At 62.6% G+C, this 12,129-nt stretch carries 12 protein-coding genes; 7 read left to right on the top strand and 5 right to left on the bottom strand.

Annotated elements, in window-relative coordinates; genetic code table 11:
* Positions 1–181: 181 nt before the first annotated feature.
* Positions 182–1,654 carry an APC family permease gene (locus QRN42_RS07080; RefSeq protein WP_284978561.1) on the top strand — a complete coding sequence of 491 codons (1,473 nt, stop codon included), beginning with the start codon at positions 182–184 and terminating at the stop codon, positions 1,652–1,654.
* Positions 1,655–1,677: 23 nt separating this feature from the next.
* Positions 1,678–2,340, top strand: a complete 663-nt coding sequence (locus QRN42_RS07075; protein WP_284978560.1) for a TetR/AcrR family transcriptional regulator — start codon at positions 1,678–1,680, stop codon at positions 2,338–2,340.
* A 30-nt stretch (positions 2,341–2,370) separates the two neighbouring features.
* Here QRN42_RS07075 and QRN42_RS07070 read toward each other — a convergent pair whose 3' ends face one another.
* On the bottom strand, positions 2,371–3,579 hold the full coding sequence (locus QRN42_RS07070) for a serine hydrolase domain-containing protein (protein WP_284978559.1): 1,209 nt from the start codon (positions 3,577–3,579) through the stop codon (positions 2,371–2,373).
* A gap of 165 nt (positions 3,580–3,744) precedes the next feature.
* Here QRN42_RS07070 and QRN42_RS07065 point away from each other — a divergent pair, with 165 nt between their 5' ends.
* Together QRN42_RS07065 and QRN42_RS07060 are read left to right on the top strand one after the other, a co-directional pair.
* Complete coding sequence (locus QRN42_RS07065) at positions 3,745–4,290, top strand: cysteine hydrolase family protein (RefSeq protein WP_284978558.1); 546 nt, start codon at positions 3,745–3,747, stop codon at positions 4,288–4,290.
* A gap of 160 nt (positions 4,291–4,450) precedes the next feature.
* Positions 4,451–4,906: an Lrp/AsnC family transcriptional regulator gene (locus tag QRN42_RS07060; protein ID WP_284978557.1), complete on the top strand. Its 456-nt coding sequence runs from the start codon at positions 4,451–4,453 to the stop codon at positions 4,904–4,906.
* Between the two features lie 22 nt (positions 4,907–4,928).
* Here QRN42_RS07060 and QRN42_RS07055 read toward each other — a convergent pair whose 3' ends face one another.
* The 3 genes from QRN42_RS07055 to QRN42_RS07045 form a co-directional block, all read right to left on the bottom strand.
* Positions 4,929–6,293, bottom strand: a complete 1,365-nt coding sequence (locus tag QRN42_RS07055; RefSeq protein WP_284978642.1) for an aldehyde dehydrogenase family protein — start codon at positions 6,291–6,293, stop codon at positions 4,929–4,931.
* A gap of 70 nt (positions 6,294–6,363) precedes the next feature.
* Positions 6,364–7,410, bottom strand: a complete 1,047-nt coding sequence (locus QRN42_RS07050; protein WP_284978556.1) for a homoserine dehydrogenase — start codon at positions 7,408–7,410, stop codon at positions 6,364–6,366.
* Positions 7,411–7,585: 175 nt separating this feature from the next.
* Positions 7,586–8,560, bottom strand: coding sequence for an acyl-CoA thioesterase (locus tag QRN42_RS07045; protein WP_284978555.1), 975 nt, complete (start codon positions 8,558–8,560; stop codon positions 7,586–7,588).
* Positions 8,561–8,627: 67 nt separating this feature from the next.
* Here QRN42_RS07045 and QRN42_RS07040 point away from each other — a divergent pair, with 67 nt between their 5' ends.
* From QRN42_RS07040 to QRN42_RS07030, 3 genes are all read left to right on the top strand, one after another.
* Positions 8,628–9,965, top strand: a complete 1,338-nt coding sequence (locus QRN42_RS07040) for an MATE family efflux transporter (protein ID WP_284978554.1) — start codon at positions 8,628–8,630, stop codon at positions 9,963–9,965.
* Positions 9,966–9,974: 9 nt separating this feature from the next.
* Entirely contained in the window at positions 9,975–10,559 is a 585-nt protein-coding gene (locus tag QRN42_RS07035) for a DUF308 domain-containing protein (protein ID WP_284978553.1), read from the top strand.
* A gap of 68 nt (positions 10,560–10,627) precedes the next feature.
* Positions 10,628–10,978 (top strand): hypothetical protein, encoded by a 351-nt coding sequence (locus tag QRN42_RS07030; protein WP_284977003.1) that lies wholly within the window; start codon positions 10,628–10,630, stop codon positions 10,976–10,978.
* Positions 10,979–11,106: 128 nt separating this feature from the next.
* Here the strand turns inward: QRN42_RS07030 and QRN42_RS07025 are convergent, their stop codons facing one another.
* A complete protein-coding gene (locus tag QRN42_RS07025; protein ID WP_284978552.1) occupies positions 11,107–12,111 on the bottom strand; it encodes a class C sortase in 1,005 nt (334 codons plus the stop codon).
* Positions 12,112–12,129 lie beyond the last annotated feature (18 nt).

Genomic DNA, 12,129 nt, shown 5'->3' with positions numbered 1-12,129 from the left:
CTCAAGGTTCAAGTGGGTAACCTTCGCCGCTCCGTTACGGCCCAAGGTCGGCATTCGTGATGGGACTCACTTTCTGCCGTAAGCCAACAGTAGACGAGCTGTATACAACCTGTCTACTGGCGAAATACTTTTTGCCGACAGGACGTTGACGGACGATGTGATTCAGGTCAACAATAAATGAATGGCATTCACTAATGAAACTGCGGCAACGACGCCGCCTGCCAGTCCCGCCTCCGCGGCCGGGCTGAAGAAGAACGCAATTGGCACCCGAGACATCGTGTTCATGCTGGTCTCAGCGGCCGCTCCGCTGACCATCGTGGTGGGGATCGCTCCTCTGGCCCTGGCCGTGGGCGGGGTAGGAGCTCCGTCGATCTACCTTGCCGCGGCGCTCGGCCTTGGTCTCTTCGCCGTCGGCTTCATGGCACTCACCCGCCACGTCCAGTCCTACAGCGGCTTCTACGGCTACATAGCCAAAACCCTGGGTCGCGTAGTGGGCCTCGGCTCGGGACTCACTGCGTGGATGAGTTACAACGGGCTCCAGATTGGCCTCTACGGCTTGTTGGGCATCCAAGCGAACTTGGCCGTGAAGTCCTTTACCGGCATCGAACTCCCGTGGTGGCTCTACGCCATCGTGGCCATTGGTACGGTCTGGTATCTGGGATGGCGGGGGATCGACGTCGGCGCAAAGGTGCTTGCGGTGCTACTGACATTGGAAACCGCGATCGTTGCCATTGTCGCCGTCTTTGTTCTGGCCAAGGGCGGCGCCGCTGGCATCGGCTTTGATTCGTTCAGCCCGAATGCCATCTTCACCCCGCAGTTCGCCGCCGTCATCGGCCTCGGATTTTCCGCCTTCATGGGGTTTGAATCCGGAGCCCTCTACCGGGAGGAAGCCCGGGATCCTGACCGGAGCGTCCCGCGGGCTACCTACATCTCCATTGCCTTCATCGGCGCTTTCTATGCCTTCGCAGTCTGGATCATCGTTCAGGCATTTGGCCCGAACGCCGTACAGGATTTCGCGGCCGGCCACCTGGATACCGGTGACACCGCCTATATCGCAGCGGGTAACTTCGGTGGTGAATGGTGCGTGAACCTCATGAGCGTCCTGATCGTGACCAGCATCTTCGCTGCGCAGCTCTCCTTCCACAACACCATCAACCGCTACACCCTTTCCTTGAGCCGTGAGGGAATCTTTCCCAAGGCTTCGGGGCGCATTAGTCCCCGGTTCCGTACGCCGACGGTGGCCGGCCGCGACCAAACCCTCTTGGCCGTTGTGTTGGTGGCCGCCGCGGCGTTGCTTAATTTGGATCCCTTTACGCAATTCCTCATTTGGACCAACACGCCGGGTGTCATCGGGATACTTTTCCTGCAGGCCCTTACCGGTATTGGGGTGGTGGTCTTCTTCACCCGCCGGAAAGATCACAACCTCCGCTGGTACGTGATCCCCTCCGCCGTGGCATCCACCATCATCATGTGCGTGGTGACCTATCTGATGGCCACCAACGCGGACCTGATCACCGGGCTGCCGGTGGGGGATCCGGTGAACACTGTCCTCCTGGTGTTCGCGCCACTGATATTTGCTGCCGGCATAGTCCTTGCCCTGGTGTTGCGTCGGCTCAACCCGGCGGCCTACCAACGGATCGGGCACGCCGAATAGCATGCGAAGGCTAGCCTTGAAAGATGCAGACCCCTGAGACCACCGGCCGGATGGGACGCCCCCGGACCCCCAGGCTTTCGCGAAAAACAATTGGCCGTGAAGCCCTGGCAATGTTCGAACAAGAGGAAGGGTTGTCCATTCCCCGACTCGCTGAACGCCTGGGGGTCCGCCAGTCTTCTTTCTACAAGCACGTCACGGGTCGAAACGAGATCATTGAGCTCGCCCGCGGGTCACTCGTGGAAAGGATGCTCGTCCCCGAGCTGGCCTCCCATGATCTGGATCTGCTCATCCGGCAGATCTTCGACTCGCTGCGGACCGCCTACAGCTTGGCGCCGGCGCTCCTGCCCTTGTTGCTGACCCAGCCCGTGTCCCATCCCGCCGCGCTGGCACTTTACGACAAATTCGCGGAAGCATTCAGCCGCGCAGGAGTGCCGGACCACCTTCTCATCCCCACCTTGGAAACCCTGGACAGCGCCGCCATCGGAGCCAGTCTCGACGCCATCACCATGGAGTCCGCCTGGAACATCCCTGAAGCGGATAGAACGGATTTCCCCTACCTCACCACGGCCCAGAGGGCCGTGGCCACCCACCAGACGGACCGTTTCGCTTTCCTCGCCGATGTCATCGCGGCAGGACTGCGGACAGCCATCGGCAGCGGCACTGCCCTTCCGGGAGGTGCCCCCTAGCCCCGAAACGCCGGGGCGAGGGATCCTCTCTTAGGCCTGCATCACTATGTGGCCGGCATTCCCGGCGAGGGACTTGCTGATGGCTTGGAACATCGACGATGCTGCCGGACCAGCAATTGGATCCACGGGCAAGGGGGTGGAGGAGAACTTGACTCCGACAACGCCGGACTCCCGGTTGATGTAGACCATTTGCCCATGGATCCCCAAGCAGTAGGCCACGTTCCGGTCACCGGAGAGGAACCAAAACTGGCTTCGGTACTTCCCGCCCGGCATGTCGGCGGCTTCCTGGCCCAAAGCGAAAGCTTCCTGTGAATCGGAACCCCCAGTGAAGATGTCATCAACCCACTTGGCGTCGACAATCCGCCGCCCGTCAAGCGTGACTCCGCCATCGCGGATCATGGCCCCGAACAGGGCCACGTCACGCAGCGAAGCGGAGATCCCGCCGTCGAACATGCCCGTACCTTCTGCGTCCACGGCGATAGACGCATCCTGGTGCGTGCCCAGCGGCGACCAGAGAAGTTGGGACGCCAACTCCGCGAACCGCCGCCCGCTGACCGCCTCACACAACCATCCGAGGACGTCTGTTTCGCAGCTTCGGTATTGGAAAGGACCACCGTGGTCGCGGGCCTTTTCAAGCGACATGAGAAATTGCTTGAGCGTGGTCGCATTTCCATGGCGGCGGGGAGCCCACCCTACGGCTTCGTCCAGCTGCCGCACCTCGGAGCCGGGATCCAGGTAATCCTCGGAGAACTTGATGCCGCTGCGCATATCCAGGATGTCGCGAACGGATGCACCCCGATAACCGGAGCCGGAAAGTTCCGGAATATAGTGCTCGATCTTTTGTTGGGGGTCAATTTTGCCCTCTTCCACCAAGATCCCGACCACTGTGGAAACGATCGACTTGCTCACGGACATCAACAGATGTGGGGTGGATGGCTGCATGCTGCCGAAATACTGCTCGGCAAGCACCACGTCATCCTTGAGGACCATCCAGGCATCGGTGTTCGTCGATGCCAGGATGTCGGCCACCGTGGTGTTCGTTCCGTCCGGGAGCCCTAAAGCCAAGGAATGGAGGCTTGAGGGGCTGTGCTTGAGCCCAACCGACGGCTTGGGTTCTCCTGCCCGGATCGCCTCCGTGGGGAACAGTTCTGCCATATGGAGGAAGGCCCAGCGTAAGTTCGCGCTGTCTTGCCAATTTGCAACGGTTATGGCGTCCTGCTTCGGTGTGGTTGCAGTCATGATGATCCTCATTTGCGTGGTTTGGGCGCGGCAACGCTGGCGGCACCCGCAGTTGTTTGTTGAAAGAGAATGGTGTTCACTAAATTGTGCCAGCTTAACCCTGCAGCTGGGAAGCGGCACAGCGGGCCGTTTCCCAGCTGGTGCCAACTGCTAAGGACGGTAGTCGTGAGCCGTGTACTGCTCGTCATAGACATCCAAAATGATTACTTCCCGGGGGGCGCCCATCCCCTCGTCGATTCCGAGAACGCAGTCCGGGCCGCCGCCGCTGTTCTTGGTTCATTCCGAAGCTCGGGCGAACCGGTGGTCCATGTCCGTCATGTGTGGGACGAACCGGCGGCCACCTTCATGCGGCCGGGCACACGTGGTGTCGAGATCCACCCTGCGGTCCGCCCGATTGAGGGTGAGGCCGTGGTCACCAAGGACTCACCCAATGCTTTTGTGGGCACTGACCTTGCCGAGCTCCTCAAAGGACTCAATGCCAGCGAGGTGGTGGTGGCCGGAATGATGACGAGCATGTGCGTGGATTCCAGCGTCCGGGCGGCCGCGGAGCAGGGATTTGACGTTTCCCTCGTCCACGACGCCTGCGCTGCGCCGGATCTCGAGTTTGGCGGAGTGAAAGTGCCCGGAAAGATGGTGCACGCAGCCTTCGTCGCAGCACTTGGGGACGGATTCGCCAAGGTCATTTCAGCCCGCGACCTCATCGATGCCTGATGTAACCACCTCACTAACTCAGTGACGGCACGGACGAGAGGCTCGGTATCCGGCCGGCATCTCTATCAGGGGGCAGGGCGGGTCAGGCAGAGAATTTTCTGGACCAGGTGTTTTAGGCTTTGCTGGTCCAGTTGTCTGCATTATCCCTTCAGGAGCGCCCGTGCCCAAGAGTCCGCGTGACGAGTTGGACGGCCAGATCCTGTCCGAACTTCGGCGCAATGCCCGCATCAGCCTGGCGCAGTTGGGGGAGAAGGTGCTGCTCTCACGGAACGCGGTACGGCAACGTATCGAGCGCCTTGAACGTGATGGTTACATCAACGGGTACACCATCAAGGAATCAGCCGGCGAAGGCAGGCCCACCGTTAATGCGGTGCTGCTGGTTCAGCGTCACGACAGGATGCGGGGCAGCGACGTGATCGCTGGTTTGCGCTCCATCCCGGAAATCACCACCTGCGATGTGGTCAGCGGCGAGCTGGATTTGGTGGTGCGGGTTGAGGCTCCCGACGCCGGGCGGATCCAAGAGATCTGGCGGCAAGTTTCCGAGTTTCCCGGCGTCAGGGACATCACGACGGCGCTGTCACTGTCGACCGTTATCGACAGGCAGCTGCCTCTCTGAGGCGGCCCACAGGGGCCGCCCTCTATGAGGCGATGGCTACTACCTTGGGCTGCGTCATTTCCTCATACGCAAACCGGACTCCCTCCCTGCCCATGCTGCCGTACTTTGAACCCCCAAACGGCATCGCGTCGAGGCGGTAATCGGACGAGTCATTAATCATCACGCCCCCGGCGTCAATGGCTTTGGCCGTGTCGAGTGCCCGACGAAGTTCCGTCGTGAAGATCCCGGCCTGAAGGGCATACTCACTGTCGTTAGCGAGCTCAATCGCTTCCTCTGTTGAATCGAAGGGTTCCACCAGGACCACCGGTGCAAAGAGCTCCTCGCTCCAGGCCTCACACGCCCGCGGTACCCCAGTGAGCACAGCAGGCGTCAAAACAGCGCCTTCCACCGAACCGCCCGTGAGCAAACGCGCGCCGGCGGAGACGGCGTCGTCGATCTTGCGCTTCGCCTCCGCTGCGGCGGCGGCGCTGATCATCGGGCCGACGTCGGTCGCTTCACTTTGGGGGTCCCCCGCCTTCAAGCCCGCCGTCCGGGCCACGAAGGATTCGAGGAAGGAATCGAAAACTGCGCGTTGCACCAGGATCCGCTGGGCACCGATGCAGTTCTGGCCCGCTGCCCAGAACGCGCCGGACACGCTGGCTTGAACGGCAGCCGGGACGTCGGCGTCGTCGAAAACGATCACCGGTGCGTTTCCGCCCAGCTCCATGGACAACCGCTTAATACCCGCATTGGCGGCGATGGCCCGGCCAGTGGCGAAGCCGCCCGTGAACGACACCATGCGGACCAGCTGGGAGGAGATGATGGCTTGTGCCACCCGCCGGTCGCCGAGGACCACTACGATGCAGTCCGCCGGAAGTCCCGATTCGACCAGGAGGTCAACGAGGAACAGCGCCGTAAGGGGCGTCAGTTGCGAGGGCTTGAGGATGACTGTGTTGCCGCCGGCGATCGCCGGTCCGATCTTGTGTGCCACGAGGTTCAGTGCATCGTTGTACGGGGTGATGGCGGCAATGAGCCCCAAGGGCTCCCGGGTGAACCAGCCTTGCCGGTTTTCGGAACCGGCGAATGAATCGAAGGGAACAACTTCACCTACGTTCCGGCGTGTTTCTGCGGCCGAGAGCTTGAGGGTGTTGACGGCCCGGGAGACCTCTTTCCGGGCTTGGGTGATGGTCTTACCGGCCTCCGCAACGATCAATTCGGCAGCTGTTTCGGCCCGTTCTTCCAGCAGCCCGGCGGCGGCATCGAGGATCCGCCCACGCTCATGTCGGGGCATGGACGCGGCGACCGGCCCGGCGGCAAAGGCCCGGCCTACCTCCTGCTCAACCCCCGACGGCGTGCATTGCGGCAGCGTGGCCAAGACGGCCCCATTGAACTTGTTGAACACCACCAGGCCGGGTTGGGACGAGGCGCTGGCGAGGGTCGGTGCTGCTGCCTGCGTGGAACCGGGTGTGAAGGCTGGCTTAAGCACTGACGCCTGCCTTGACGAACTCGTCGACGGCGATGATGTCCGAGATCAGCGCATAAGCCGTCTCCACCCGCCCGGCACCAGGACCTGAAACGGTGACAGGGCCAAGCAAATCAGTAGTGAAAGAAAGGGCGTTGGTGGCACCGGAGATGCCTGCAAGCGGGTGCTCGGGGGACAGCTTCATGGGCCTGACAGATGCCAGGACCTGCCCGTCATCCGCACGCCTGGCCTCGCCGACGAGTTTCCACCGGAGGCCCTCCGCCCGGGCGCGGGTCACGTCGTCGCTGGTGATGTCTTGGATTCCGGTGGTATCGACGTCGCCCGGCCGGATGTTGGCACCCAGCAGCTCGTTGGCCAGGATCGCCACCTTCAACCGAACGTCTGATCCGCCAATATCTGCGGTGGGATCTGCCTCCGCATAACCAAGGCCTTGGGCTTCGGCAATCGCTTGCTCCAGGCCCAAGCCCGCTTCCATGCGGCCCAGCACATAATTGCTGGTTCCGTTCAGGATGCCTTGGACTGAGGTGAGCTCGAGTCCACCGAGCATCCTGTGGGCCATTCGGATGACCGGTGTCCCGCTCATCACGGCGCCCTCGTACTCGAAGCGAACGCCGTTGGCGGCAGCCAGGCTTCGCAATTCCTGTCCGCACAAAGCCACGGGTCCCTTGTTGGTGGTGACCACATGCTTGCCGGATTCCAAGGCCCACTTGGCATGGGAGATGGCCGGTTCCCCGGTCAGGGGGTTCGTGAACGTAGCTTCCACAACGATGTCCGCCGGGCAGTTCTTGATGAGTTCCTCGTTCCGGGGGACAACACTGCCACCGGGGAGTTTCTCGAAGCTGGATCCGCGGGGCATCGCGAGGACCGCGGCCAAGTCAATACCTTCACTTTGCACGAGTGACCCGAAGGCCAGATCAGTGATCGCGACGACGCGGAGCTCAAATCCGAGGGACGCAAAGCGCTCGGGTTCGTCCCGGATGAGCTCCGCCAAAGCACGGTTGACGCCGCCGAAACCGATCAGGGCGAGGTTGTAAGTGGTCACGTTGTCTCCTTGGCTGGACTGTGTTGCTGTTGGACCGTGTTGCTGTCCTTCAAGCCTCGGTCCTTGGAGTGTCAGTCCACTAGGAGCAAACCGCTCGCGAGCACTGACGAAACGTCCAAAATCAGCCGGTTACGCGGCCCATCTGCCGCGCCACGTGCCCCGTGGTCCGCACGCCCTAGCTGCCGGATGCCTGGAGCAGGTGATCCGGGAGGCGGTTGCCCGGAGCCCGGCCCCGAATCTCCAAGAGCTCCCGAGCATGGGCGTGGAGCTTCTTGTCTTCCGCGGAGACAGGAACCCACGGTGGGATCGGGACGGCCGTTCCGGTGTCATCCCGCGCCACCATCACCGTAAGGCAGTACGTGGTCAGGTTCATCTCGCTGGTCTTCGGATCACCGGAGCGGACATGAACCGCGATGTGCATGCCCTTGGCGCCTGTGTAAACCAGACGCGCCTCAACTTCAACCAGATGCCCGATCAGCAACGGCCGGTAAAAACGGACGCCGCCGGAGAACACGGCCACAGTGTCCTTGCCCGAGTAGCGCGAAGCGCAAACGTAGGCTGCCTCGTCGATCCACTTCATCACGATGCCGCCATGGACCTTCCCGCCCCAGTTCACATCCGTGGGGGACGCCAAGAACCGCAAGACGACGCGTTCGGCCGTACCGGCGTCGGTATATTCCTGGGCGTTCATGGCCTTGACGATCTGCTCGCGGACGTCGATACGGGCGAGGGCGTGGTCGCGTTGTTCAACCTCGCGGGGCGTGGAGGGTTCGAAATGACGTACGGGCACTGGTTTGCCGTCGGGCCCGACCGCCACAAAAATCACCATGCACTGACTGTGCATGGTTGCCGGTCCGCCCTTCGGATCATGGGAACTGACCACGGTGTGGATGTGCATGGAGGACTTGCCGGTGTAGACGATGGTGGAGGTGACCTCCACCATGTCACCGCTGTTTACGGGATCGGCGAAGTGAATGTTGCCCACATACGCCGTGACGCAGTACGTCTTCGCCCAGCCCACCGCTGCCGCATACGCTGCCTTATCCACCCACTCAAGGACAGTGCCGGCGTCGACCGATCCGCTATGGCCCACGTCCGTGGGTGCTGCCAAAAAGCGGAGGGTCACGGAATTGGAAGCAGCGTCGCTCATGCTGGAAGTTTACTGGGGCTTGGTTTTATGACGTCAGTGTGTCCGGAGCCCCGACTACGCTGGTTGGGTGTCCCGAACCACCATCAGCACCCGTTCCAACGCCCACGAGATCCTGAGACTGGCGGTTCCCGCCTTCGGCGCGCTCATCGCAGAACCGCTGTTCCTGCTTGCGGACTCAGCCATCGTCGGCCACCTCGGCGTCGACCAACTCGCCGGCGTGGGGTTGGCCTCCACCCTCCTCTACACCGCGGTGGGACTCATGGTCTTTTTGGCGTACTCGACGACGCCGGCAGTGGCCCGTGCGATCGGCGACGGAAAACTGGGGAAGGCCTTGGCATCGGGGCGCGACGGCGTATGGCTGGCGTTGTTGCTTGGTGTGGCGCTCGCGGTGGTCGGCTTTGTAGCTGCCCGGCCGCTCGTTGGGCTCATGGGTGCGGGCGGCGACGTGGGAGGGTTCGCCGTCGAATACCTCCGCTGGTCCATGCCGGGCCTCGTGGCCATGTTGTTGATCTTCGCCGGAACCGGCGTGCTCCGGGGCCTGCAGGACACCCGGACGCCGCTGGTGGTTGCTACCGCAGGGTTCGCCGTGAATATCGCCCTGAACTGGTTCCTTGTTTATGGGTTGGACTTATCAGTTGCCGGTTCGGCCATCGGCACCAGCATCGCCCAATGGGCCATGGCTGCCGTGTATCTGGTCATGGTGGGACGGAACGCCCGGCGGCACGGTGTGTCACTGGGCCCGGATTGGCACGGCATCAGGACCATGACCAAGGTGGGTTCCTGGTTGATGCTGAGGACACTGAGCCTTCGACTCGCCATTCTGGGAACGGTTCTGGTGGTGACCGCCCAAGGTCCCGTGAATTTGGCCGCCCACCAGCTGGCCATGACCATCTTTTCGTTCCTGGCGTTCGCATTGGACGCGCTCGCCATTGCGGCCCAAGCGTTGATCGGCAAAGAGCTGGGCGCTGGAAACCCTCTGCGGGTTCGTGAGCTGACGCGGACCATGGTGCGTTGGGGGCTCGGCTTTGGGCTGGTCACTGGTGCGCTCCTGGCACTGGTTGCTCCTTGGGCCGGTTACCTTTTCACCCCTAATCCGGGTGTCAGATCGGTCTTGACTGTCGCCCTTTGGGTCCTCGCGGCCGGGCAGCCCTTGGCGGGCTACGTCTTCGTGCTGGACGGTGTGCTCATCGGAGCCGGCGACGCGCGCTACTTGGCCGTTGCCGGCGTCGTGAACCTGTTGGTGTACTTGCCGCTTTTGGCGGCCGTTCACCTGACCAAGCCCGACGGCGCGGCGGGGCTCCTCTGGCTATGGGCCGCTTTTGCGGTGGGCTACATGCTGGCGCGCGGCGTGACGTTGGGGCTGCGGGCACGCACCGACCGGTGGATGGTGCTGGGTTCACACTAAACTGGTGGGGTGACTCTTCCCTCGACCCCTGCCCAGACTTCGTCAGCTTTCGCGACCGAGCCCTGGAAACCTGTTCTGTTGCGCGCTGTGATTGCGCTCGTTTTCGGAGCGGTCACCATCTTCTGGACTGCGCCGTCGGTGCATGTCCTTGCGTGGGCCGTCGGGCTGTACCTGCTGGCCACCGCAGCGGCAGTGTGGAGGACCCGAGCGCTGCCGGCGGCAGTATCCGTGGTGGTAGCCATTGGGGGTCTAGGCGCCGTGGTCATGCAGTCCGACGCCGGGACCGCGCTCTCAGCCATGCTGGCGTTGCTGGTGCTTGGCCTCCTGGAGCTGGTCCATGGCCTGAGGAAGCGCGATTCGTTGGCCCGGGATTGGCTCATCTCCGGTGTCATCGGTGTGGGCACCGCGTTGATCCTGCCGTTCTTTGTCTCCCTGGGTGCCCATGCATTGCTGGGCACAGCCGGTGGGGGAGCGATTCTCACAGGCGTGCTGTGGGTCCTGTCAGCGCTGACGTTGAGGCACGATCTCCGGACGGGCCGGCCCGTGGGCATGCCGCCCGCTGCGCCCAGCGGTTCGCCTGAGGCCGTAAACTAGTAGTTGGACGTTCTACTCCTTGTAGAACTTTTGCAGACCGGCGGGAATGAACCGCCATCATTGGAGGAATGAAAGTGGCAGACCAGACACCAAGAGAGCCGCGCTCGATGCGGACCTCGGTCAAGGGACCGCTCATGTTCTCCGCGTTCTTTGCGGTAATAGCCTTCGTGGCTGTTCTTATCTTCGCTTCGGGCGGCAGCGCGCGGGCTCTTCGGTTCGACCTCGCCTTCACCGGCGCCGGGATCGCGTTTATCGTGAGCCTCGTCGTCGCAGCAATGTTGTCCATGAGCTACAAGGAAAACGCCGAGCACCTGGGTAAGGGCTCGGGCGTCAACCTCAGTTCCAAACGGCCAGGTCACGTTTCGCCGACCGGGCCGGATACGGCCGATTCGCCGGACAGGCCCGACGCCGGCAACTGACTCCCAGCGCTTTCCCGCTTCGGCGGGGGAGCGCTTTTTTGTTGATAGTCGCCGAATGATGGACCCGCCGGGGGTACCCGTCCAGATGGCGTTGCCAGCCGAGCTGGCGTTACCCGCCCAGCAGCGTGCTACCGGCCCAGCAGCCCGTCCGTGAGGCCGCCGTCGTCGTCGTCATCGTTTGGATCATCGGTGATGCCGGGTTCATCAGTGTTGCCGGGTTCATCGGTGACGCCGGTGGAGCCGGCTGCGGCCGACGTGCGCGGCCGGGTGACGAGGACGATGACCACGGCCGTCGCCAGGAAGGCCAAGGCCCACCACGGGAAGCCGGGGTCCAGGGACTGGCTGGGAAGTGTTTGCGCAGCATCTCCGCTGGGAGCATCGATCCGTTCGCCGCGGACCAGTAGCCGGTGGCTGTTGATGCCCTTCGGCGTGCAGGTGACGAGGGTGACCAGGTCTTTGCCGGGCACTTTCCGGAGGGCGTCGGTGTCTTCAGGAAGGACGGTGAGGATCTGGTCGACCTTGTAGTAGATCGTCTGTCCAAGAACCGAGATGGAGAAGACGTCCCCCTCTTTGGCCTTGTCCAAATTGTCGAACAGCGTGGCATTGACGAAGCCCGAATGTCCGGTGAGCACGCTGTGCGTGTCAGTGCCACCTACCGGGAGCCCGGAGCCGAAGAGGTGGCCTACACCCCTGGCGAGCGTGGCATCGTCGGTCCCGTGAAAGATGGGCAAGTCCGCGTGGATGGCGGGAAAGCTGATGCGTCCCATCATGCCTTCGGGACCAACGTTGAGGATGTTCTTGTAAGCCTCTGAACCCGCGCCGACGACGGTCTGTTGACCTTGCTCGTTCAATGAGTAGGGATCGCGTAGGGGCCCCGATGGTAATTCCTTGTTGAATTGGCGCGCCTCAGCCAAGAGGCTCTCTTGGGCGGAGGGCGACAGGCTGTGGACAGAGTCGGCGTAGCCGCTGATCTCTGTGGCATGGACCCGGTCGGAAAACCAAGCCGCGGCTGTGGGATACAGCAATACGCCAACGCCCAGAAGGGTCGCAAGAACTATGAGGATGCGTTGTGTGCTCCAGCGGGCGCGGAAACGTTGCCGTGCGGGCAGCTGGGGGGCTTGGAGCTGTGTCATGGGAGATCCTGGGAGAGT

This window comes from Arthrobacter sp. fls2-241-R2A-200 (assembly GCF_030209745.1).
In the GTDB taxonomy this organism is placed as follows: domain Bacteria; phylum Actinomycetota; class Actinomycetes; order Actinomycetales; family Micrococcaceae; genus Arthrobacter.
Note: the sequence above shows the minus strand (reverse complement) of the source record. Positions and strands in the feature narration are given on the sequence as shown.

Excerpts from the sequence above, each read along its gene's own strand:
- QRN42_RS07045 (WP_284978555.1), bottom strand. The coding sequence starts at position 8,560 with ATGAGCGACGCTGCTTCCAATTCCGTGACCCTCCGCTTTTTGGCAGCA.
- QRN42_RS07070 (WP_284978559.1), bottom strand. The coding sequence starts at position 3,579 with ATGACTGCAACCACACCGAAGCAGGACGCCATAACCGTTGCAAATTGG.
- QRN42_RS07075 (WP_284978560.1), top strand. The coding sequence starts at position 1,678 with ATGCAGACCCCTGAGACCACCGGCCGGATGGGACGCCCCCGGACCCCC.
- QRN42_RS07030 (WP_284977003.1), top strand. The coding sequence starts at position 10,628 with ATGAAAGTGGCAGACCAGACACCAAGAGAGCCGCGCTCGATGCGGACC.
- QRN42_RS07025 (WP_284978552.1), bottom strand. The coding sequence starts at position 12,111 with ATGACACAGCTCCAAGCCCCCCAGCTGCCCGCACGGCAACGTTTCCGC.
- QRN42_RS07080 (WP_284978561.1), top strand. The coding sequence starts at position 182 with ATGGCATTCACTAATGAAACTGCGGCAACGACGCCGCCTGCCAGTCCC.